Here is a 21,104-nt window from a genome sequence, read left to right on the forward strand (position 1 = left end):
CTGCGCTTGATCGATGAGCGCGCGTCCGGTCAGCTTCGCTACCGTCGAACTACACCATCACCCGGGGCACGACCCATTCACATGGCCCTTTAGAGGCTGAAAGACGAAATCTGGTGATTGCTGCTGTTCCCGTTGCACTCTAAACAGACTTGATGCGTGAACCAGATTTGCAGATCGACGGATGGTGCCTCGAAGATGGTGAGGCATATCATGCAAATGCGCCTAGCACATTCTGGATACCTGAACTGAAAGACCGGGAAAATTTGCAACCGGGTGATCTGGTGAAGCTGATTTTCCAAATCAGCGTCGATGATCCTGATGAGCCCGTAGCTATTGAGCGAATGTGGGTGCTGGTCCGAGAGCGGCAGCCTAATGGCTTCTTCGGACTTCTCGATAACGATCCGAGCAGCATTGGCGAGAACGACGAATTCTGGAGCGGTATCGAACGTTCCAACCGCGTCACGTTATCGACATCGACAGAGGTGACAGCAGCACGCTAGCCCTCGCACTCCGTGAGCCAAGACGAGACTGGCCAAGGACCTAGCTACGGCAGCTTTGGGGCGATTGTTGCCGAACGAACTTTGCAGCGCAGCGTCAGCTATCGCCGGTCAGCTCCCCAAAACCGACCTGTCCCCTTCCCACCCGGATCAGACGATCAGCTGCCCGAAATCCACGCCATCGAAGCGAACGGCATCGATCCAGCCGCGCAGGCGGTTGACGCTGCCCTGTGAGATAGCACCATAGCCGGCGGTAACTCCGGTGCTGGAATGCCCAAGGATTACGGCGACCTCGCTATCGAGCAATTCGGCCTCAACGCGCAGGCGATCGGCCATCGTGTGGCGGAATGAATGCAGGCCCAGCCCGTCGCGCCCATCCTTGACCCCAATTTCCTCAAGATGGTCCCGGAACCACCGAGAGGCCTTAGAATATTCACCGGTCTGATCGCGTTCCAGTTCGGGAAATAGGCGACCCTCCCGGCGTTTGACAAAGTCGAGGAAGCCAAGACGCTCCAGCAGCATGGACACGGGCACAAAGCGTGACACTTTGGTTTTTGTTGCCATGCCCTGCGCGGGATCGTGAACGACGTGGATCAGCCAGCCGCCGTTGTCCTGTCGGACGTCCTGCGCACGAAGTTGGCAGACTTCACCTGTGCGCATTCCCGTAGCCAGTGCAATGAGGGGAACCCAGCGTAACCAGTCGTCATCGGGCAGGCTATGGATGATGGCAGTCAGTTGATCGGCGTTGTAGGGTGGCCGCGCATTCTTGCCCTTCACCTTCTGGTAAAACAGCCCGTCAAATGGGTTGTGAAGCCCAGCCCAGCGCGGCTGACTCGCTGCCCAGCGATAAAGCGGCGACACGTTGCTCATCTGTTTGTTGATGTTGACCAGACTGCCGCCGGCCATGCCCAGCGCCGTTGCCTTGGCGGCTGCTGCGCGCTGATCTAGGCCGACAAGCTCTTTCTTACTCATCCACTTGGGTGGCAGGGCACGCAATGTATCGCGCCATTGCGCCGCATCGGTCGGGGTGATGCTGTCTAGCGCCCGATCGGTGCCGACAAACTCAGCAAAGCGGCTGACGATCTTGCGCCCGTCCTCAACCGTGGCGGCGGTGGCCCCGTCAATCTGGGCACGATCGAGCGCCCATGCTTCATACAATTCTGCGATCGTCTCGCCCGGCTTGGCTTTGGATGCCTTGGCAGCGCGAACACGCTGGACGATTTCCGCGTCGGTGTCGGCGCTGGCGTCACCCCTTGCTCGCCGGCCCGCGGTGATTGCAGCCGCAGACATTGCCGCCGCCAATGCGGTCGCAAGCTGGGCATATTCAGGATCGGCCGGGCTGATACTGAGGCCCTGAGCCTCGATAATGGCGGACATGGCAGGCTCAACGGCGCTGGTGTCGCCCGTGGCAGCGGCATAGGCATACTGCTGCGCGTTGATTTCCTGCCGGCGCATGTGAAGGCCATAAGCGTGGGGATCGTCCGCGACTTCGCGCCGGCGCTGGTCGGATGCTGTCAGCGCGTGGTCATACCCAAACTCTACGGCGGTTTGCTCAATCGTGGCGATTGTCGGACGCATAGTCGGGTTTGTTGGAGCCAGCCCCCATTCGCGATCTAGCTGGGCCGCGTGATGCCTGCAAAGCGCCGCAGCCTCCCGCAGGTCGGTGGTCTGGAGGCTGAAGCGGATTGAGGGCTTACCCACGATTTCTCGAAGATGTTGAGGCACCATCCGGCGGAACCACAAAACGCGGCTTTCAGGCCGCTGCCAGAGATATGGGATCGTCTTCATGGGGATTGTCGATAGCGGTCATCACCGCACATTTCTATGGTAAAATGTCACAGTAAAACGTCACAGTCCGAAATCCAGAAGGCGATAAAAAACCAATAAATACAGCGACTCGGTGCGTTTTCGCGTCAATAAAAATCGTCAAAAAGAATCCTGTCTCCCCGACCACCAATTTCAATCACTTAGCGATGAAATCGGCGATGTATCTGGGGCCGCACATCTGTGACATTCCACAGATTGCGGTCGGAACATCCCCTGAGGGCGTAGAAAAAGGGGCCCCGGATGGCGACCGGAGCGGCGTTCCCTGCATTCTACCTACCGTCAACAGATGAGCAGGGTCGCGCTCCGCAGGCACCGGCGGTTGGTGTGGTCGACCAGCCGGCCCATGGGCAGCTCCACCATTGCATAAATGACGGGATAGGCCATGCCGCCCAATATGCCTATCTGCTTGTCACTCAGGCCGAATACGGCCTTCAGCAACTCGGCCACCACGGGAACCACAGCGCGATCGACCGAGCCCATGGTGCAGATAAGCACCAATATTCCACGCGCATACCCTTTATAGACGCCACGGCTTTCCTGGGCCGTCCCGGTCATCCGACAATGATTAAGCAGTCACGATATGGCCTCTCGTTCGGCGGCTTGGGGGAATAGCAACCGGCCTTCCCCGATGGCCTTCAACAAATCTTCTACCTCGTCTTCCGGTGAGGGAATATGGGACGGCGCAGCCTCCAGCCGCACTTCGCGAATATTCTCCACGCTGGCGAACAGTATGCGGCCGCTATGGGGCGCGGAAACCTCGCTCGCCATGTAAAGCGCGGCCAGCGCCACCGATTCCTGGGTGAAATGCGCGACGATCTCGTCCGTCAACTTGCCGGCCGATGTGGTAAGGCCCGCCGCCCAGGCGCGGGTCGCCGCGCGCGGGGAAATGGTCCACACGCGGATGCCATGCGGCTCCCCCTCCAGCGCCAGCACGTTGGAAAAGCCGATAATGCCCCCCTTGGCCGCGCCATAATTGGCCTGGCGGGTCTTGCCACGCAGCGCGGAGCGCGAGGTGGTGTTGATGATGACGCCACCCCTGCCCTGCGCGATCAGCTGCCGCCAGACTGGCTGCGTCACGCAGAAGGCGCCGCGCAGGTGGACGGCGATCAGGCTGTCCCATTCCTCGATGGTCATGTCGGCGAAGTCGGCATCGCGCACGATCCCGGCATTGTTGAGCAATATATCGACGCCGCCATAGGCGTCGAGCGCCGTCTGCAGGATCGACGCGCCGCCATCCTGCGTGCTGACGTCCGCATGATTGGCGACGGCTTCCCCGCCCGCCGCGCGGATCTCGTCCACAACCATATCGGCCAGCGGCTTTCCGCCCAGCCGCTCGCCCGCGACGGACACGCTATAGTCGTTCACCACCACCTTCGCGCCGTGGCGGGCGAAGATATGGGCATAGGCGCGGCCCACGCCGCCGCCCGCGCCGGTGACAATGGCGACCTTTCCTTCCAGATGCCGGGTCATGCCGCCTCCAGTCCGAACTGGCGGGAAAAGAACGCGAAGGCCGCACTAATCTCCGCCTCCGTCAGGCCGAAATCCTCCGGCGTATAGTCATGGCTGCCGAACTTGCCCTTCGGCCGCTCGACGATGCGGGCGCGCAGCGCGCTGTCGAAGGCATCGTCATAGTTCAATCCGATCCGGGCATAGAGGTCCTTCATCGTGCCCACCGCGTCGCGGATCAGGTCGGCATTCCTTATGTCGGCGATAGGCAGGGCGTCGGGCCGTTCGCGATAGGCGATCGCGCGGTGCGCCGCCTCCAGCCATAAGGTGAATTGGCTCCTGCCAAGCTCAGTCGCATCGCTGTGCGTCATGGATTCGCGGCGGCGCGCGATCAGCAGGCTGGCGACCGAGGGCACCACCTTGACCGGATCGCGGAAGCACCAGACCAGCCGGGCGTCCGGAAACACGTCCGCCACCGCATCCAGCGCGAACAGGTCGATGGGCGCCTTCAGGTTCCACCGGTCCGGCGGACGGCGCCACTGGAGCAGCTTGAGCACGCGCTTCATATAGCGATAGGCGGGCGCCAAGTCCTGCTCCAGCAGCCAGCTCTCATAACTGGGCACATGATAGACGCCGGTCAGGCCGAAGGACATGAAGCTGAGCTTCAGATAGCATTCATTCTCCGACGGGTCCTCGGCGGTCAGCGGATTGATGACCATCAGTTCGGGCGCCGCGGCATAGCGGCGGTCGAGCATCGCCTGTGTCGCCAGCAGCCGGGGGTCCTGCGCTTCCGTCGCGATGTCGGGCGGGGGTGTGGGATGATTGGCCTCCCACCGGCGGATCGACCTGTTGGCAGGATCCTGCGCCAACATCTGGGACAGGGCGCTGGTGCCGCTGCGCGGCAGGCCGACGACCATGATCGGCGCCACGATCCGCTGCGCGTCGATTTCCGGATGGTCGGCATAACAACGCTCGATCCGCAGCCGCTGCTCCAGCGCAGTCAGCAGGTCGGCATGGGCCAGTTCGCGACCCCTTTCGTTCAGTTGCCCCTCGCCCTCCAGCGCGGCGCACAGCACGTCCAGCCCCTCCCGCCAGGGGGACGGACCGAAATCGACAAGGCCCGTATTGGCCATCGCCTGTCTGACAAGACTTTCCGCCTCCAGACGCATAATCCGCTCCTTTCCCAGAGCATCGTGCGCAAAAATGGGAACCGATTTTGCGTGAAAAACGATGCGACAACAAAAAATCAGAGCGCGCGATTGCGTCCGATTTAACGCAGCGCGCTCTAGACCAGCGATGTTCATCTTGCCTCCAGAGGAGGTCCAGAGCGACAAAACCGGGATAATATATGAATCGTCCTAAGATCGACCGGGCCCGATCAGGTCCGGCGTCTGGATCAGGCCAGGATCTTCACTTCGGGATGGCGCGCCTGCACCAAGCGGCGCATCCCGCTGCGCCAGTCGACCTTGCAATGGCACCCCAGCGCGCGGCGCTTGGCATGGTCGCCGATCCAGTTCGGCCAGGGCGCGTCGTCGTCGAAGACGATATTGGGTTCCTTGCCCACCAGCTCGCCCAGATAGCGGACCCAATCCTCCACCGCCACACCGTCGTCGCCGCCCCAGTTGACGATGGTCGCCGGCACGCTGGCCGCGTCCAGCAGCGGCAGCACATGGTCGGTCAGGTCGTCTTCATGGATCGGCGCCAGGATGCAGGACCAGCTTTTCGGCAGCTTGATCGGATCACCGGAGAGCACCGCGTCGAGCTGACGACCCGGCAGGCCGCCATCGGCATAGGGACCGCCATAGGCGACGTTCAGCCGCGCAATCGTGACAGGCAGGTCGAAGACTCGCGAAAGGCTGCGCACCACGCCCTCCCCCGCCGTCTTTGACGCGCCATAAAGCGGGCAGAAGGCGGTGCCGCCGCCAATCTCGTCACTTTCGTCATAGATATGATTGGGATCGGGATTCTGGACGTAGACCCCCGTCGCGGAGATATGCAGAAACCCTTTGGCGGTGCGGAATCGGCTCATCACCATGCCGGGACCCTCGGCATTGATTCGCATCGCCTCCTCGCTGTCGCGGGGGCGGGTATTGGCGGCGCTGTGGATCACATAATCGACATGATCGGGCGCCTCGCCCAGGTCGCCGGTGACGAAGTCGCCATAGACGGTGCGCACGCCCGCCGCCTCCAACGCGTCGCGAGAGCCGGCCTCGGAAAAGCGGGCGAGCGCTATGACCTCATTATCGCGGGCCAATCCGCGCGCGAGAGCACCCGCCACCTGACCTGTGGCGCCGGTAATCAATATCTGCCGTCCACTCATGCTTCCTCATCCTCGTCTTTTCTACGATTGATCGCCGGACAGTAGCATCCACGCAGGCCGTCAGGTAGAGGAAATGACGACTATTCGAGTTTTCTGCATGATGCCATTGCCCCGTGACATAACAGATATAAGCGCATATCATGACATGACGGGACATTTTTTGATGAACAAAAAACGGAAGATGGGTCAGTTTTATCGCGCCGTGGAGATCCGGCGGGATGGCCCCGCCAGGATGGTCGGAGAGGTGGAGGACGATTTCCACCACTTCCGCGTGGTGCTGGATCATGACGGGATGCAGGTCACGGGCATCGAGCATGTCGCCCTGCGCACGCCCTGGTCCCTGTGCCCGATGGCGGGCGGGCAATTGCAGGCTCTGGTGGGAAAGCCGCTGACGCCCGAATACGCCGAAGCGCTGGATCAGGGCGACATCCGGTCCAATTGCACCCATATGTATGACCTGGCCTGTATCCTGATCGCTCATGCCGCGCGGGGTACCGCCCTCCGCCGCTACGACATGGCGGTCGCGGATCGGGTCGAGGCACGCACCCACGGCACGTTGCGGCGCGACGACGGCTTCACCATGGCCTATGATGTCGACGGCACGGAAATCACCGGCCCCCCGCCCTTTGCCGGACTCAGCCTGAAGCGCGGTTTCCCCCAATGGGCAACCCGCCACCTGCCCAGGGACGATGCGGAGGCAGCCATCGTCCTGCGTCGCGCCATATTTGTGTCGAACGGGCGGCGGCGCGACCTGGACGACAGCCCCAATGCCGCCGTGGGCGCGCGCAATATCGGCGGCTGTTTCGTGATGCGCGAAGGGGTCGCCGACCGCGCATTGCGTATCATGGGCGCCAGCCGCGACTATACGGATAGCGACGCCAAGCCCCTGGCCGACGGGATTTCGCTATAGGCCTGGGGCAGATTCCGATCCGATTGCATCGGTTCGGCTGCTTTAGTCTTTTGTTTTGCCGCCTTTTCCGAGTCCGCAGACTGCGCCGTCTGCTTCGAAAATGCTCTAGATCGGCGCCTCGCTGGCGCCGCGGCTTTCCCTCCGAGCGATCGCGGCGCGCACGATCAGCACGACCACGCTTGCCGCGATGAGCAATGCAATACTCGTCCCCAGCGCCCCTTGCGGACCCAGCCGGCCCACCGCCATCGCCGAAACGACGGGACCCAGCGAAATGCCGGCAAGCTGGGCCGTCACCATCTGCATCGCAGCCCCCCGCGCCGGATCGGCGGCAAGCGTCAGCTCCATATGGAAAGGGGTGATGGTCATCCAGAGGAACGTGAACAATGTCAGTCCCGCCACATAAGCATAGGGGACGCCGGCGGCGATCATGAGGATTGCTGCAAATGTCGCCAGGAAGCCGCCCAGCAATGTAGGCATCAGCTTCATGCGCGGCGCCAGGGCGGCGGAAAAGATGCCGCCCGCCACCTTGAAACCGAAAGCGACGGAGAGGGCAAGGCCGGCCTGTGCTGGCGACAGGCCGGCACGCACCGCCAGCGGCACGGCGTAGATCCACAACGCCATGATCGCGCCGAAGTGCAGGACCACGGCGCATAGGGCGGCGGCGCCCAGGCGCGATGGCAACAACTGGGCCTTGCCTGTCCTTTCCACCCGCTCATAATGGACAGGAATGGCGAAACTGAGCAGCAGCATCAGAAGATTGAGTCCGCACATCACAGCGTAGCCGGCGCCGCCACCGACCTGCGGCACCAGCACCGCCAGGATGAGGCTGCTGAGCAGCAGCGCCAGGCAGCCCAGCCCGATTCCGTAATAGGCCGCAACCCTGGCGGGCTGCGGCACGCGCGCCATCATGCCGACATAGATGAACATGACCGTCCCCGCGGTGAGGCCGGCAACTCCTCTCAGAGCCATGATCGCCAGGCCGGACGCAAAGAAGGAACCGAAATTGCTCAGCAGCGCCACAACCGCCGCAATGCAGGCGAGCAGCCGCAACCGCTCGGGCGCGAGGCGGGCGCCGGCGACGGCGGAGGCGAGCGCCATCGCCACCGCTTCCACGGTGGCCGCATAACCCATCTGCTCGGCGGTCAGGCGACCCGCCGCCGCGATGCTGCCGAGCAGTGCCGGTTGCAAGGATACGGTCGAACCGCTCAGCGCCGCCATGACGACCACGGCGACGACTTCCCTCCTGGCAATCTGGGAGGACCACGCCTCCCCGCTCGAGGGCTCGAATTGTCCGGCGATAGCCCTTCTCCTGCAACCGCCCGGCTCATAAATTGACCCGGCGTCATTTTGGTTATGCCGCCGATGAACAACGTGTCGATCCCCAAATGCGGGCGCCGTCATATGCAAAGCCCGGGATAAGGGAGCCGCATATCATACCGATATCCGTCCATCCGTCGCTGAACCTGCGCGACAGCTCCATATGACAAAAGCCAAGCCGTCCACCTGCGCCTGAATGCCCGAATAATCCCGGTTCCAGCATCGACCCACTTCTGCGGTCGATCTCATGGCCCAGGAATGCCGGCACATCATTTCAGCTAGGCTCCAGTCACATAGGTTTTGGAGATTTCATATGCAGGAAAAGCGCCGATCGCTTCCATGAAAGTCGGGTCGAGCAAGCGCGCCGGCGGCGGTGGAGAGGAATATGAGTCGAAAATGCGGGAGGCTGCGACATGCGACCTGCTGACGGCAAAGGAGAAATTTTCACGCGCTCCCAGATCGGGGCAGTGATGTCGATCGCGCTGCTCAGCGGCATAACGGCCCCTCTGCAACCCTTGCTGTTGGGCCCGCTGGCAGCTGCCGGACGGCTCACCTATCCGCAGATCGGCTATGCCGCCATGATCGAAGGCGGCGGCATGATGCTCATCTCGGCCTGGACCGGCGCCTTTCTGAAACCCGAACAACTGAAACGGATCGCGATTATGGGCGCGGCGCTGGCCCTGTTGGCCAATGCGGTCACGACGATCCTGCCAGGCCCCTGGATACTGGCCGCGCGCGGCATCGGCGGCGCCGGGGCCGGCCTGCTGCTGTTCCTCTATGCCGGGCTGATGGCGCGCCTCAAGACTCCGGCACGCATCGCGGCCGCCTATAATGTAGGCCAGAGCATCCTGGCCCTCTGCCTCACCTCGCTGATTTCGACGGTGCTCATCCCGTGGTTCGGGCCGACCGTCGGCTATGTCATCCTCATGCTCTTCAACCTGGCGACAATGCTGCTGGTCCTGCATGTTCCGGAAAGCTATCCTGCACCGGCATCGGGTTCTCGAAGAGCGCTTCCCTCGCCGCTTGGCATGGTGGCCATATTGACGGTCGCGCTGCAGATTGGCGCGATCATCGGCGCATGGGTCTATGCCATGCCGCTCGCACAGCGGGCCGGGTTGGACACCGCGCAGGGAGGCCTGGTCCTTTCGCTGATGCTGGCCGTCCAGATCGTCGCCGGCCTCACTCTCACGACGCTGGCGCACCGCCTCGATGCGCTGTCCATGCTGGCGGGCGGAATGTTGATCGGCCTTCTGGCCCTGACCTGCATCCTCCTTTTCCCCAACGGATGGGGCTTCGCCGGCGGCCTGATCTTTTTCGGCATCGCCTGGTCCTGCTCGACTCCCTTCCAAATGCAGTTCCTGCTGAAGGCCGATCCAGGCCGCGGGGCAGCGATGCAGATCATCACCGCCCAGCTTGCCGGCGTGGCCGGCGGGCCGATGCTGACCGCGATGGCCATCGCCGGCCATGGATTGCCCGGCGCGGCCATGATGGGCTGCGCGCTTTTCGCCATGAGCCTGTTGCTCGTCGTGACAGTGGGAACGGCAAGCCACCGCAGAAGAAAGGAAACCCATGCCTAAAATGTTTGAAGGGAAAGTCGCCCTGGTCACCGGCGCGGGGCGCGGCATGGGCGAGGCGACGGCCATCCGCCTCGCACGCTTGGGCGCGGCCGTCGCCGTCGTGGACCGGGACGAGAAGGAAGCGCTCCGCGTAGCCGACGTCATCGGCGCCTCAGCCATTGCCGTTCCTGTCGACGTCAGCCGCCCGGATGAAGTGGCCGCCATGGTGGAAACGGTCCGCGATCGCTTCGGCGCGCTGCACCTCGCCGTCAACAATGCCGGCATCGCCGGCGTGCCGGGGCCGGTGGCCGATCAGAAGGACGAGGATTGGGAGAGAATGATCGCCACCAACCTCAGCAGCGTCTTCTATTGCCTGAAGCACCAGATTCCCGCCATTCTGGCGAGCGGCGGCGGTGCGATCGTCAATGTCTCCTCCATGTTCGGCCTGCGCGCCCAGCCGCAATTCGCCGCCTATTGCGCCGCAAAGCATGGCGTGATCGGACTCAGCCGGTCGGCGGCGCTCGAATATGCGGAGCAGCCAATCCGTATCAACACTTTCTGCCCCGGCACGTTCGACACGCCGATGCTGCGCGGCGGGGGCGAGCATAGTGCCCGGATCGCCGAGATGATCCCAAACAAGCGCCTCGGCGACCCGGATGAAGCCGCCGCAGTCACCTGCTTCCTGCTTTCGGACGACGCTTCCTATGTGAACGCTTCGGAATTTTCCGCCGATGCCGGCCTCATGCACTGAAAGGACGACGATGCTCGAGGATCGGAAGATATTGGTGACGGGCGTCGGCGGCGTTGCGGCGCTGCCGATCGCCACCTGGCTAGCGGAGCGTAACGAGGTCTGGGGCCTGTCCCGCTTTCCAGATCGTTCGGAAGGGGCGGCGCCCGCCCTTGCCGGACGGAACAAGGGGGCGGTCGCGTCTCGTTCGGTTTCCAGGCAGGAGGTCGAATCTCGGGGCATCCGAACCTTCGCCGCAGATCTCGCCGATGGCGACCTTTCGGACCTGCCGGATGATTTCACCCATGTCCTTCATTTTGCCTGGATGCGGGGCGACGCCGCCTCTCTCGACCAGGCGCTGCGCGTCAATGGTGTCGGCACTGGCCGCATCCTGCATCATTGCCGCGGGGCGCGTGGGGCGCTCGTCATTTCCTCGGCGGCCGTCTACACCCATCATCCCGACCCATGGCATCTCTATCGGGAAGACGACCTGATCGGGAGGGCCGCAACCGAGTTCGTGCCCACCAGTTCGGCCTGCAAGGTCAGTGAGGAAGCGGTCGCCCGTTTCTGCGCGGAGACATTCGACCTGCCGGTGACGATCGCGCGGCTCAACACCGTCTATGGCCCGGCGGGCGGGCTGCCGACGCGGGACCGGGACCTGATCCTGGCCGGGCGGGGCGTCGTGACCCCGCACGATCCCACACCCCATTCGCCGATCCATGCCCATGACATGCGCGATCAGGTAGCCGCCCTGCTGGATGCCGCGCACCGACGGCCCACCATCGTCAACTGGGCAGGCGACGAGGTGGTGACCGCCCAGCATTGGTGGGCGCTGACTGAAACGCTTTCCGGCCGCAAGGCCGAAGGCCGGGTGGAAGGCGACGGAGGCAAGGGCAACGCCGCCGACGTGACCCGCCGAAAGTCCATCACCGGCCCTTGCCGCACGACCTTCGACGCCGGATTCACCGCCCTCTATCGGGAACGCTACCCCACCTGATCCGCCACGACGCCGGCGGCTTGTTCCAGAAGGCGGTTGAGATGGTCGATCACCGGCGTGCGAAATCCCCGACTGTGCCCGGATAATCCCGTTCATCCCATAGTGAATGGCCCATGGCTGCTCGCCGACAGGGGCTATGACGCGACCAACGCGCTGCGCGTCCACGCAATGAAATTCTACAAGACCACACGAAGGCCGACCATTCACACCATCAACTGCGAGGCGATCAGCCAGCCGGGAAGTGCGGCCAGCGCCAGGAACGTGCCCAGCGGCACGCGCGCCGTTCGCTCTCGCGCTCGTCCCGTCACCAGCATCACGGCCAATCCCCCTGCCGACGCGATCAGCAGGATGAAAGGCAAGGCCTGCCATCCGAACCAGGCGCCCAGCGCGCCCAGCAGCTTGGCGTCGCCCAGTCCCAGTCCCTCGCGTCCACGCAGCGCCCGATAAGCGAGCGCGACGGCGAACAACAGGCCATAACCGATCGCCGCGCCGATGATACGGTCGGCCAGCACAATATCCGTCGCCCACAGGCCCAGCGTGAAGCCGAGAAAGGCGAGCGGCAGCGTCAGTGCGTCGGGCAGCCAGAAATGCCGCCAGTCGAGCAGCGCCAGGGTCAACAGCAGCCATCCCATCAGCATCCAGCCGATGCCGCCCGGATCGGGCCGGAAGCCCAGCGCCAGCGCACCGATGATCGCGCATCCCGCTTCCACCCGCCCATGAAGCGGATCGATCCGCGCGCCACAGGTCCGACAACGACCGCGGCTCAGCGCAGCACTCACCATCGGCACAAGATCGCGCGCCACCAATGTTCGGCCGCAACCGTCACAGGCCGACCGGCCCCGCATGACGCTGCGCCCCTGCGGCCAGCGCAGGATCAGCGTCGCGAGGAAACTGCCAAGGATCGCGCCGGCCAGCGCGCCGAGGACCGCCCCCGCCGGCTGGATCACAACGTGCCTTCGACCTTCAGCAGCTGGGCATTGCCGGCCCCGGCAAAACCCGCCTGCCCCAGCACGCCGGTCAGGGCCGGATCGGCCGTCTCGACCCGCATCTCCGCGACATAGCGGCCCGACCGCCAGATGCGCAGGTTGATCTTCTCCAGTCCCGACTGGCTCACCAGCGGCAGCAGCAGGGCGTCGCCGTCGCACGCGACAACGCCCGAAAGCCCCTGGCTCAGGTTCAGCCCCGGAAACTGACCCGCCATGCGCGCCCGCACGCGTCCTTCGGCATGGCCGCAGCGATCGCCGCTAAAATAGGCGCTGACATCCTCCAGCATCAGGCTGCCGACCGGCAGCGGCGCGAAGCTGCGGCCGAGCGGCACCGCGCCGGTCACATCGTCGACGCCGATCCGGCCGAAGCCGACCGTCAGCGCGCCCTTGATATCGTCCGCCAGCCCCTTGGTCCGGGCCACGTCGAAGCGCGCGCGGCCCATCAGCAGCGAGATGGGGGAAAGCCCCGCCCGCACGCTGCCGAGCGACATATTGCCCAGCATCAACTGATCGATCCGTCCGCTCCATACCGTGCCGCGCACCTCGCGCGCGGCGATGCCCAGCCGCTCCAGCCCGGCAAGGCCGAGCGCCACGCGCATCGGGAAAAAGAGCAGCAGGCCCAGCAGCAGGACGAGGATCAGCGCGATCCGACCGCGGCGCGACAGATGGAGGCCCATCATCGCCCCTCTCCCCGCACCAGCACCGCCTGCACCGAGACGCTGCCCGCCGTGGGCGATGGACGCGCGCTCATCGTCTCGACGCGCACACCCTGCGCCTCCAGCTGCGACAGCCAGGAAAAGAGCGCAATCGGCCGGACCGAGGCGATGGCGATGTCCATCCGATCATTGCCCTGCGCCTGCGCCCGCTCCAGTGTCAGCCCAGCCTCGCCCGCGCCCTGCCCGACAAATTGGTCGAGCGGCGTGGCGGGGCCGCTGGACGCCGGCGTGCGCGGCAGCGCCTTCAACTGCTTCACCGCCGCGCGAATGGCGGCGTTGCGATCGGTCGCCTCCAGCAGCGTCTCGCGTGCGCTCCTCTGCGCCCGGTCGATCGGCATGGCGACGCCGAACCACAGGATCACTCCAGCCAGCAGCGCGAACATCACGCCCAGCATATATTGCTCGCGGGTGGAGCGCTCCGCCCAGTAGGTGGCTATCCGTTCCATCATGACCGCACCGTGATATCCGCCAGCGTCCGCCCGCCCGGATCGCGGGACGGGGTGGCCGTGATCGTGAAGCCGGCCGCCTGCAGCGCCAGCAGCACTATGTTGATGTCATCCGCCTTGGCCGCCGCCAGCGTCGCGCGGACCATGCCGTCGGGATCGCGCGACAGGCTGGTCAGCGCCACGCCCGGCGCATCCTGCATCGCGGCAAGCAGGCCCGACACGGGCGCAGTGAAGGCCCGGCCGCCCGCGCCGCGCGCGGCCAATTGCCCCTCCATCTCGACCTGCGCCTGCGCGGCGTCGGCGGCGCCCGGCAGCACCTGCTGCGCCAGCGCCAGGCTCTCGCGATCGAGCCGGCCCGCCTCCATAGTCTGGCGGACGATACCGACCAGCGCGATCAGCAGGCTGGCGAGCAGGATCAGTCCGCACCACAAAGCGATACGGCCGATCCGTTTCCGATCGATCGCGCGGCGCACCCGCTTGGCGAAGTCGCCCTGACGCAGGTCGATCGGCGGCGTATCGAGCGCGGCGATGGCGCGCCCGTCGATCGCGCCCGTCGCCACATCCGCGACCGGCGCATCGCCGACCAGCTCGGGCAGCGCCATGTCCGCCGACAGCGCCATGTCCGCGCCGCGCAGCACTGCTTCGCCACCGACCATGCCACGCACGAAGCCATTGTCCGGTTCGGGCAGCAGCAGCGGCGCCGGCACGATGATGTCCGGGTCCAATCCATGATGCTGCGCCCAGAGCAGCCAATGCTGCATGTCGGCCCGGCTGGCGACCGCGACGACATGCGGCCTTGCCGGATCGTCCTGCTCGTCGGTCGCGGCGAATAATTGATCCGCCGGCAGCAGCCCGGCGGCCAGAGCGGACAGGCGCGATGCCGCGCGTCCCTGTCGCACCGGCAGTTCGGGATGGGCGATCCAATGCAGCGTCACCAGCGCGGCCGGCGGCACCAGCAGCACGCGCGCCTGATCGGGCAGCGCCGCGATACCGCAGGCGGCCAGCCAGTTCGCCCCCTCGCCCGACCGGACCGGCGCGCCGTCCACCACCCGCATCCAGCGCGGCGGGATCTCCCCGCTTTCGGGCAGGAAGATGATCAGGGCGTCGCGACTGCTCATGCGCCCGCCCCCCAGCTGCGCCGCACCAATATCGCCGGGCTTTGCCGCGCGTCGATCAGCGCCCGCTCCACCAGTTGCGTTCCCCCGACATCCACCGAAACATCTACTCCGAAAAATCCTGTCGTCATTTTGACCTGTTCCGACACTTCCTGCATCGGAGACAGGCCGACGAGCGATGGCAGCGTCCAGAATTGATTCACGCTGCCGTAGCCGTCCTCCGGCCGCTGCGCCAGCAATTGCCGCGCCTGGGCGACGCTCAATTCCCCCGGCAACAGCATGGCGAACAACGGTGCCTGTCCCGGCAGCAGCGTATTGATGTTGATCGGCGACAAATCCGTGACCGGCAGCGCACAAACCCACGGCTTGACCAGATCATAGATGGCCGGCGTGATCCCCGCCACCGCGCGCAACTCGCTGGGATCGACCATCATCCGGTTGGCGGTGCGATAGGGGCGATCGGCCTGGGCGTAAAAATCATCCTCGGCGCCGCCGGGCTGGGGCACGCTGTCGCTGTCGATCCAGTCGGCAAGGCTGGCCGAAGCCGCCTGCGCCTGGCGCGCATCGACGCCCAGCGCCTGGAGCAGCCCTTGGAATTGCGAAACCCCGATGGGTCGGACCTTGAGCGCCGCTTCGCTTTCGCCGCTGACCACGCTGTTGAGGTTGAAGCAGTTGCCCGCGTCAATGACGCGCGCGGTCGCCATTCCGCCGGGGACAGGGATCGCCTGCGGCGCGCCCAGCCATCCGCCGGCCAGCGTCATCTTGGTCGGGTTGGACGCCACCAGATCGCCGATCCGCAGCCGGGCGATCTCCGTCCCCGCGTCGGCATAGGCGCGCGCCTGATCGACCGCGCCGCCATTGCCCGTCATGCGCGTCGCCAGCGCCAGCCGCTCCAGCGCGCCGGCGGCGACCACCGCCATCACCGCGACCAGCAACAGCACGGTCAGCAGCGCCACGCCCTGTTCGCCCTGCTTGCGCGGATCAGGCACCGATCGTTCCTCCCGTCGCCTCTTCCGGCTTTTCCACGGGGCCGGGCGCGACCAGGAAACGCAGCGTCACCGGCGGTTCGCCGGTGCGGGTCACGGTCAGTTCCACCGCCCTGGGCAGCAGGTCGGGCTGGGTCGGCGTCCAATCCTCGCGCCATTCGCCCTGCGCGTCGCGAAAACGCAGTTTGACCGCCTCGACATGCTCCAGCAGCGCCGCCGAATCGTCCCCGGCCGCGCCGTCAAGCTGGGCATAGGTGCGCCGCTCCAGCCGGCCCTGCCGCACCCAATATTCGACCTTTTGCAGCGACGGGCGCGGCAGATCGCCCAGATTGTCCCAGCCGCCGCGCACGAACTGCATCACCGGCTGCTCCTCGCCCCCGTCATGCGCCCAGAAGGCCGGCGCGAGCGTCCCCGCCTCGGTCCGGGTGATGCGCGACACCGCCTGCCCCAGGTCGCCGGCCAGCGCCCCGCCCGCGCGCTGCACCGCCGCCATATCGTCCAGACGCGCCTTGACCTGCGCCTGCGCCGACACGCTGTTCCCCAGCAACAGCACGCCCGCCGCCGCCAGCATCGCGAAGATCATCAGCGCGACCAGCAGTTCGATCAGCGTGAAGCCCTGTTGGGCGGAACGCTCCAAACGCGTGAAGCCCTGTTGGGCGGAACGCTCCAAACGCGTGAAGCCCTGTTGGGCGGAATGCTCCAAACGCGTGAAGCCCTGTTGGGCGGAATGCTCCAAACGCGTGAAGCCCTGTTGGGCGGAATGCTCCAAACGCGTGAAGCCCTGTTGGGCGGAACGCTCCAAACGCGTGAAGCCCTGTTGGGCGGAACGCTCCAAACGCGTGAAGCCCTGTTGGGCGGAACGCTCCAAAGGCGTAACGGCGCTTTTCCCGGCTCCGTTCGCTTCGAGCGAAGTCGAGAAGCGGATAGCACTGCGCCTGCGTTGCTCGACTGCACGCGAAACGACCGAACAGGCTGGTTTGACGGGCTTCATTGCACCACCCGCACGAAGCTCAGAACGACCGGCGATGCGCCCGGCTGGCCGTCGACGGTCAGGTCAACCTGAAGCAGTCGCTTGTCGTCGGTCGCCCGGACGACACGGCTCCAATGCCAGCGCCGCCCGCCATTATCGACCTCGCCATCTTCCTCGCCGACCGATGGCGGCGCGGGATCGGTCTGCACCTCCACCATCAGGTTGCGCGCGACGATCTGCCCCAGCGCCTTGCTGTCGAGGTCGGCCGCGGTGTGCAGCGTCACGCCCTGCAACCGCACCAGAGCAAGCGCGGCCAGGCTGAACACCGCCAGCGCGACCAGCATTTCCAAAAGGGTGAACCCCGCTTCGCTCTTGCCCTGACGCCTAGCCACCGACCATGACCTTCCCCGCCATATCGACGGTCACGGACACGCGCTCGCCTTCGCGGGCGAGGGTCACGGTCAGGGGATCGGTCGGCAGGCCGGTGCCGTCGAAGGCGATCTGCTGCCGTCCGTCCTTGCCCACCAGCGCGCGCGTGCCGCCTTTCCAGTTGGCGGTGACGAAAGGCTTGTCCTCCAGCGACGCCCATTGGCCGCCCTCGCGGCGCTGGAAACCATAGCCCGAGGCCGACACCCACACCCCCATGGGGCGCGCGGTGACGACCGCTTCGTCGCGCGCGGCGGCGACGCGCGCGGCGAAGCGGTCGGCATCCTCGATCACCCGGCCGCGCGGGTCGGGAATGGCGAGGACGACGGCGGCGGACATGAAGCCGATGATGGTCAGCACGACCATCAGCTCGATCAGGGTAAATCCATTTCCGTTCGGGGATGGATCAGAGTTCGCTGGAATAGATGTCGGCATTCTCATTCTCGCCGCCCGGCTGGCCGTCGGCGCCCAGCGAGCTGATGTCGAATGCGCCACGGCGCCCCGGCACGGTGTAGAGATAGGCGCGCCCCCACGGGTCCTGCGGCAGCTTCTTGATATAACCGCCGCGACGATAGCGCTGCGGCTGTGCCAGCGACGCGGGCGGATTGAGCAGCGCCTGCAAGCCGTCGGTCGCCGATGGATAGGTCAGATTGTCGAGCCGATATTGCTCCAGTGCCTGTTCGATGGTCGAGATGTCTGCCTTCGCCTTCTCGATCCGGGCCGTGTCGGTCGCGGGGATAACGTTGATCGCCACGATCGTCGCCAGCAGGCCGATGATGACGATCACGACCATCAGTTCGACCAGCGTGAAGCCGTGCTCGGCGGAACGCCTCATGGAGGTGAAGCCGTGCTCGGCGGAACGCCTCGAAAACGTGAAGCCGTGTTCGGCGGAACGCCTCACGGGCGTGAAGCCTTCTTCACCCCACCCCTCGCCTCCGTTCGCCCTGAGCCTGTCGAAGGGCTCTTCTTTCTTGGAAGAAAGGAGCAGGGCTTCGACAAGCTCAGCCCGAACGGATTTCAGTTTGCGCATATTCGACTCCTTCAAGCCCCGGTGAGGCTTTGCAGCTGCAGGATCGGCAGCAGGATGGACAGGATGATGACGGCGACGATGCCCCCCATCAGTATGATGATGACCGGCTCCAGCATCGCCAGCGCCGCGGAGGTGAAGCTGTCAAACTCCCGCTCCAGATAATCGGCGGCCCGCTCCAGCATCGTGTCGAGCCGCCCCGCGCTCTCCCCGCTCGCGGCGAGATAGACCAGCAGCGGCGGGAACACCCCCGCGCGCCGCAGCGCCGCCGACAGGCTGCCGCCGCCGCGGATCGCCTCGACGATCTCGTCCGACGCCTTACGCAGCACGCGGTTGTGGACGGTGTTGGCGGTCAGCGACAGGCCTTCCATCAGCGGCAGGCGACTCGCCACCATGGTCGACAGGGTGCGCGCCATCCGCGCCGCATGGAGGTCGCGGATCAGCCGCCCCAGCAAGGGCAGCCCCAACAGCATCGCGTCGAAGCGATAACGAAAACCCTCCACCTTCATCGCGCGCCAGAATCCCAGGCCCGCCAGCGCGATCAGGATCAGCAGCAACCACCAGTAACCGGCGAGGAAGGCGGATATCGCCATCACCATCCGGGTCAGGAAGGGCAGTTGCTGCCCCACCGTATCGAACTGCTCGACCACCTTGGGCACGACGAAGATCATCAGCGCCGCGACCACGAACACGGCGAAAGTCGCCAGCACGCTCGGATAGGCAATCGCGGTCAGCACCTTGGACCGCATCACCGCCTGCCGCTCCATCAGGTCGGACAGCCGCTCCATGATCGTCGGCAAGCTGCCCGAGCTTTCGCCCGCCGAAACCATGGCGCGATAGAGGGCGGGGAAACTTTTCGGCTCCGCGCCCAGCGCATCGGCCAGCCGCCGCCCTTCCAGCACGCCCGAATGGACCTTGCCCACGATTGCGCGGACATGGGCCTGCTCGCTCTGACGGCCGATGGTCCGCAGCGATTCCTCCAGCGGGCTGACCTGGATCAGCGTGGAAAGCTGGCGGGTGAAGAGGGTCAGTTCCTTGGCGCTAAAGCGCGGGCTGCGCAGCGACAACCCCGCGCGCTTGCGCGCCACAGCGACCGCGCCAGCCTCCAGCCGCACGACGAACAGCTTGCGCGCGTCGAGCCTGGCGCGCGCATCCTCGACCGTGTCGGCCTTGATCTTCCCCAAACGCTCCTTGCCCGCCGGGTCGATCGCCACATAGTCGAAATCAGCCATCGGCGATGGTTTCCACCTCGGTCGCGTCGCGGCGCGACACGCGGATGGCTTCCTCCGCCGTGGTCTGGCCGTCGCGCACCAGCGCACGCGCCGCCGATCCCAGATTGGGCGCGTTCAGGAAGGCATGGCGCGCGATCAGCGATTCATCGCCGCCATCGTTGATCAGGCGGCGGATGGTGTCATCCACCCGGATCGCCTCGAACACGCCGATCCGGCCCTTGTAACCGGAACCGCTGCACTCCTCGCAGCCGCGCGCCTTGTAGATGATGGTGCCCGGATCGAAGCCCAGCAGCGCGCTGGCCGACTTGTCCGCCTGCACCGGCTCGCGGCAATGCTGGCAGAGGCGGCGGACCAGGCGCTGGGCGATGACCGCGCGCAGAGTCGAGGCGAGCAGGAACGGCTCCACCCGCATGTCGCGCATCCGCGTGATCGCGCCCACGGCGTCGTTGGTATGCACGGTCGACAGCACGAGGTGGCCGGTCAGCGACGCCTGCACGGCGATCTCCGCCGTTTCCCGGTCGCGGATTTCCCCGACCATCACCACGTCCGGGTCCTGGCGCAGGATCGCGCGCAGCCCTGCCGCGAAGGTCAGGCCGACCTTGGCATTGACCTGCGTCTGGCCGACGCCCTCGATCGCATATTCGACCGGGTCTTCCACCGTCAGGATGTTGCGCGACCCGTCGTTCAGGGTGCGCAAGCCCGCATAGAGCGTCGTCGTCTTGCCCGAACCGGTCGGCCCGGTGACGAGGATGATGCCGTTCGGCTCGGAAAGCCCCTCGCGGAAGATCCGGTCCGGCGCGCCCGTCATGCCCAGCAGGTCGAGCGTGATGCCCGCATTCTCCTTGTCGAGAATACGCAGCACCACCCGCTCGCCCGCCCGGCTCGGCAGCGTGGATACACGCACGTCCAGCAACTTGCCGCCCAGCGTCAGGCCGATGCGCCCGTCCTGCGGCACGCGCCGCTCGGCGATGTCGAGCCGCGCCATCACCTTGATGCGGCTGACCACCACGGGCGCGACGTGCGGCGGCATCCGCAGCGTCTCGCGCAGCACGCCGTCGACGCGCATCCGCACGATCAGGCCCGTCTCATAAGGCTCGATATGAATGTCCGACACGCCCTGCCGCGCGGCCTCGGCGATGATGCCGTTGATCAGGCGGATCGCCGGCGCATCGTCGGCGCTGTCGAGCAGGTCGTCGGCCGTCGGAATGTCGGCGGCCAATATGTCCAGTTCGTCGGCGCCGACCTCCAGCGATCCCGCCATGGCGGCCGCGCTGCCCTCCATCGCATAATGGTCGGACAAATGCCGGTCGAACTGCGGCGCGTCCACGAAGCGCACGTCGAAGCTGCGCGCCAGATGCCGCCGCACCTCCAGCAGCACGCGCGGGTCGCTGCCCTCGCGCACCGCGATGGTCAGCCGGTCGCCCTCGGGTGGCAACAGCACCACGCCATGCTTGCGCGCGAAGGCATAGGGAATGTCGATCGGACGCGGCGGAATGACCGGGGGGCCGATCTCGGCTGGATCAGAGGTAAGATCGTTCACACCAACCTCCGTTCGCCCTGAGCTTGTCGAAGGGCCATTCGACGCCGCCCAGGACAGGCTTCG

22 protein-coding genes are annotated in these 21,104 nt (G+C 65.5%); 5 read left to right on the top strand and 17 right to left on the bottom strand.

Annotated features, from left to right (window positions below; all coding sequences use genetic code 11):
• Positions 1 to 152 precede the first annotated feature (152 nt).
• Positions 153 to 500 (top strand): hypothetical protein, encoded by a 348-nt coding sequence (locus AC58EF_RS21845; RefSeq protein WP_497278561.1) that lies wholly within the window; start codon positions 153 to 155, stop codon positions 498 to 500.
• A gap of 147 nt (positions 501 to 647) precedes the next feature.
• Here the strand turns inward: AC58EF_RS21845 and AC58EF_RS21850 are convergent, their stop codons facing one another.
• The 5 genes from AC58EF_RS21850 to AC58EF_RS21870 form a co-directional block, all read right to left on the bottom strand.
• Positions 648 to 2,285, bottom strand: a complete 1,638-nt coding sequence (locus tag AC58EF_RS21850) for a DUF6538 domain-containing protein (RefSeq protein WP_497278563.1) — start codon at positions 2,283 to 2,285, stop codon at positions 648 to 650.
• A 318-nt stretch (positions 2,286 to 2,603) separates the two neighbouring features.
• Entirely contained in the window at positions 2,604 to 2,879 is a 276-nt protein-coding gene (locus AC58EF_RS21855; RefSeq protein WP_497278565.1) for a hypothetical protein, read from the bottom strand.
• An 18-nt stretch (positions 2,880 to 2,897) separates the two neighbouring features.
• Positions 2,898 to 3,794, bottom strand: a complete 897-nt coding sequence (locus AC58EF_RS21860) for an SDR family NAD(P)-dependent oxidoreductase (RefSeq protein ID WP_497278567.1) — start codon at positions 3,792 to 3,794, stop codon at positions 2,898 to 2,900.
• Positions 3,791 to 4,939: a sulfotransferase family protein gene (locus AC58EF_RS21865; RefSeq protein WP_497278569.1), complete on the bottom strand. Its 1,149-nt coding sequence runs from the start codon at positions 4,937 to 4,939 to the stop codon at positions 3,791 to 3,793. The genes AC58EF_RS21860 and AC58EF_RS21865 overlap by 4 nt, the downstream gene beginning before the upstream one ends.
• Positions 4,940 to 5,166: 227 nt before the next feature.
• Positions 5,167 to 6,090 (bottom strand): NAD-dependent epimerase/dehydratase family protein, encoded by a 924-nt coding sequence (locus tag AC58EF_RS21870; protein WP_497278571.1) that lies wholly within the window; start codon positions 6,088 to 6,090, stop codon positions 5,167 to 5,169.
• A 163-nt stretch (positions 6,091 to 6,253) separates the two neighbouring features.
• Here AC58EF_RS21870 and AC58EF_RS21875 point away from each other — a divergent pair, with 163 nt between their 5' ends.
• Entirely contained in the window at positions 6,254 to 7,000 is a 747-nt protein-coding gene (locus tag AC58EF_RS21875) for a DUF2889 domain-containing protein (protein WP_497278573.1), read from the top strand.
• A 105-nt stretch (positions 7,001 to 7,105) separates the two neighbouring features.
• Here the strand turns inward: AC58EF_RS21875 and AC58EF_RS21880 are convergent, their stop codons facing one another.
• Positions 7,106 to 8,218 (bottom strand): MFS transporter, encoded by a 1,113-nt coding sequence (locus AC58EF_RS21880; protein ID WP_497278575.1) that lies wholly within the window; start codon positions 8,216 to 8,218, stop codon positions 7,106 to 7,108.
• A 512-nt stretch (positions 8,219 to 8,730) separates the two neighbouring features.
• Here AC58EF_RS21880 and AC58EF_RS21885 point away from each other — a divergent pair.
• From AC58EF_RS21885 to AC58EF_RS21895, 3 genes are read left to right on the top strand one after another with little or no spacing between them, the layout of a single operon-like run.
• Positions 8,731 to 9,894: an MFS transporter gene (locus tag AC58EF_RS21885; RefSeq protein WP_497278577.1), complete on the top strand. Its 1,164-nt coding sequence runs from the start codon at positions 8,731 to 8,733 to the stop codon at positions 9,892 to 9,894.
• Complete coding sequence (locus AC58EF_RS21890; RefSeq protein ID WP_497278579.1) at positions 9,887 to 10,624, top strand: SDR family NAD(P)-dependent oxidoreductase; 738 nt, start codon at positions 9,887 to 9,889, stop codon at positions 10,622 to 10,624. Before AC58EF_RS21885 ends, AC58EF_RS21890 begins: the two co-directional genes overlap by 8 nt.
• A 10-nt stretch (positions 10,625 to 10,634) precedes the next feature.
• Positions 10,635 to 11,597, top strand: coding sequence for an NAD-dependent epimerase/dehydratase family protein (locus AC58EF_RS21895; RefSeq protein ID WP_497278581.1), 963 nt, complete (start codon positions 10,635 to 10,637; stop codon positions 11,595 to 11,597).
• 203 nt (positions 11,598 to 11,800) lie between these two features.
• On the opposite strand, the gene AC58EF_RS21900 is transcribed toward AC58EF_RS21895, so the two are convergent.
• The 11 genes from AC58EF_RS21900 to gspE all read right to left on the bottom strand — a co-directional run bounded on the left by AC58EF_RS21900 (position 11,801) and on the right by gspE (position 21,041).
• On the bottom strand, positions 11,801 to 12,544 hold the full coding sequence (locus AC58EF_RS21900) for a prepilin peptidase (RefSeq protein ID WP_497278583.1): 744 nt from the start codon (positions 12,542 to 12,544) through the stop codon (positions 11,801 to 11,803).
• Complete coding sequence (gene gspN, locus AC58EF_RS21905; protein ID WP_497278585.1) at positions 12,541 to 13,263, bottom strand: type II secretion system protein N; 723 nt, start codon at positions 13,261 to 13,263, stop codon at positions 12,541 to 12,543. The genes AC58EF_RS21900 and gspN overlap by 4 nt, the downstream gene beginning before the upstream one ends.
• The gene (locus AC58EF_RS21910) at positions 13,260 to 13,748 is read right to left on the bottom strand and encodes a type II secretion system protein M (RefSeq protein ID WP_497278587.1); all 489 of its coding nucleotides are present in this window, start codon (positions 13,746 to 13,748) and stop codon (positions 13,260 to 13,262) included. The genes gspN and AC58EF_RS21910 overlap by 4 nt, the downstream gene beginning before the upstream one ends.
• On the bottom strand, positions 13,745 to 14,863 hold the full coding sequence (gspL, locus tag AC58EF_RS21915; protein WP_497278589.1) for a type II secretion system protein GspL: 1,119 nt from the start codon (positions 14,861 to 14,863) through the stop codon (positions 13,745 to 13,747). Before gspL ends, AC58EF_RS21910 begins: the two co-directional genes overlap by 4 nt.
• Positions 14,860 to 15,849, bottom strand: a complete 990-nt coding sequence (gspK, locus tag AC58EF_RS21920) for a type II secretion system minor pseudopilin GspK (RefSeq protein WP_497278591.1) — start codon at positions 15,847 to 15,849, stop codon at positions 14,860 to 14,862. The genes gspL and gspK overlap by 4 nt, the downstream gene beginning before the upstream one ends.
• Complete coding sequence (gene gspJ, locus AC58EF_RS21925) at positions 15,842 to 16,483, bottom strand: type II secretion system minor pseudopilin GspJ (RefSeq protein ID WP_497278593.1); 642 nt, start codon at positions 16,481 to 16,483, stop codon at positions 15,842 to 15,844. Before gspJ ends, gspK begins: the two co-directional genes overlap by 8 nt.
• A gap of 350 nt (positions 16,484 to 16,833) precedes the next feature.
• Positions 16,834 to 17,208, bottom strand: a complete 375-nt coding sequence (gene gspI, locus AC58EF_RS21930) for a type II secretion system minor pseudopilin GspI (protein ID WP_497278595.1) — start codon at positions 17,206 to 17,208, stop codon at positions 16,834 to 16,836.
• Positions 17,201 to 17,677 carry a GspH/FimT family pseudopilin gene (locus tag AC58EF_RS21935; RefSeq protein WP_497278597.1) on the bottom strand — a complete coding sequence of 159 codons (477 nt, stop codon included), beginning with the start codon at positions 17,675 to 17,677 and terminating at the stop codon, positions 17,201 to 17,203. Before AC58EF_RS21935 ends, gspI begins: the two co-directional genes overlap by 8 nt.
• A complete protein-coding gene (gene gspG / locus AC58EF_RS21940; protein ID WP_497278697.1) occupies positions 17,649 to 18,077 on the bottom strand; it encodes a type II secretion system major pseudopilin GspG in 429 nt (142 codons plus the stop codon). The genes AC58EF_RS21935 and gspG overlap by 29 nt, the downstream gene beginning before the upstream one ends.
• Positions 18,078 to 18,283: 206 nt before the next feature.
• A complete protein-coding gene (gene gspF / locus AC58EF_RS21945; protein WP_497278599.1) occupies positions 18,284 to 19,501 on the bottom strand; it encodes a type II secretion system inner membrane protein GspF in 1,218 nt (405 codons plus the stop codon).
• The gene (gene gspE, locus AC58EF_RS21950) at positions 19,494 to 21,041 is read right to left on the bottom strand and encodes a type II secretion system ATPase GspE (RefSeq protein ID WP_497278601.1); all 1,548 of its coding nucleotides are present in this window, start codon (positions 21,039 to 21,041) and stop codon (positions 19,494 to 19,496) included. Before gspE ends, gspF begins: the two co-directional genes overlap by 8 nt.
• Between the last annotated feature and the right edge of the window lie 63 nt (positions 21,042 to 21,104).

This window comes from Sphingobium sp. WR1, from assembly GCF_059693745.1.

What these genes read in the sequence shown, in the direction of transcription:
- AC58EF_RS21890 (WP_497278579.1), top strand. Translation starts at nt 9,887, where the DNA reads ATGCCTAAAATGTTTGAAGGGAAAGTCGCCCTGGTCACCGGCGCGGGG.
- AC58EF_RS21850 (WP_497278563.1), bottom strand. Translation starts at nt 2,285, where the DNA reads ATGAAGACGATCCCATATCTCTGGCAGCGGCCTGAAAGCCGCGTTTTG.
- AC58EF_RS21870 (WP_497278571.1), bottom strand. Translation starts at nt 6,090, where the DNA reads ATGAGTGGACGGCAGATATTGATTACCGGCGCCACAGGTCAGGTGGCG.
- AC58EF_RS21875 (WP_497278573.1), top strand. Translation starts at nt 6,254, where the DNA reads ATGAACAAAAAACGGAAGATGGGTCAGTTTTATCGCGCCGTGGAGATC.
- gspN (WP_497278585.1), bottom strand. Translation starts at nt 13,263, where the DNA reads ATGATGGGCCTCCATCTGTCGCGCCGCGGTCGGATCGCGCTGATCCTC.
- AC58EF_RS21880 (WP_497278575.1), bottom strand. Translation starts at nt 8,218, where the DNA reads ATGGCGGCGCTGAGCGGTTCGACCGTATCCTTGCAACCGGCACTGCTC.
- AC58EF_RS21910 (WP_497278587.1), bottom strand. Translation starts at nt 13,748, where the DNA reads ATGATGGAACGGATAGCCACCTACTGGGCGGAGCGCTCCACCCGCGAG.
- AC58EF_RS21855 (WP_497278565.1), bottom strand. Translation starts at nt 2,879, where the DNA reads ATGACCGGGACGGCCCAGGAAAGCCGTGGCGTCTATAAAGGGTATGCG.
- gspF (WP_497278599.1), bottom strand. Translation starts at nt 19,501, where the DNA reads ATGGCTGATTTCGACTATGTGGCGATCGACCCGGCGGGCAAGGAGCGT.
- AC58EF_RS21895 (WP_497278581.1), top strand. Translation starts at nt 10,635, where the DNA reads ATGCTCGAGGATCGGAAGATATTGGTGACGGGCGTCGGCGGCGTTGCG.
- AC58EF_RS21845 (WP_497278561.1), top strand. Translation starts at nt 153, where the DNA reads ATGCGTGAACCAGATTTGCAGATCGACGGATGGTGCCTCGAAGATGGT.
- AC58EF_RS21860 (WP_497278567.1), bottom strand. Translation starts at nt 3,794, where the DNA reads ATGACCCGGCATCTGGAAGGAAAGGTCGCCATTGTCACCGGCGCGGGC.
- gspL (WP_497278589.1), bottom strand. Translation starts at nt 14,863, where the DNA reads ATGAGCAGTCGCGACGCCCTGATCATCTTCCTGCCCGAAAGCGGGGAG.
- AC58EF_RS21935 (WP_497278597.1), bottom strand. Translation starts at nt 17,677, where the DNA reads ATGCCGACATCTATTCCAGCGAACTCTGATCCATCCCCGAACGGAAAT.
- AC58EF_RS21865 (WP_497278569.1), bottom strand. Translation starts at nt 4,939, where the DNA reads ATGCGTCTGGAGGCGGAAAGTCTTGTCAGACAGGCGATGGCCAATACG.
- gspG (WP_497278697.1), bottom strand. Translation starts at nt 18,077, where the DNA reads ATGAGGCGTTCCGCCGAGCACGGCTTCACGCTGGTCGAACTGATGGTC.
- AC58EF_RS21885 (WP_497278577.1), top strand. Translation starts at nt 8,731, where the DNA reads ATGCGACCTGCTGACGGCAAAGGAGAAATTTTCACGCGCTCCCAGATC.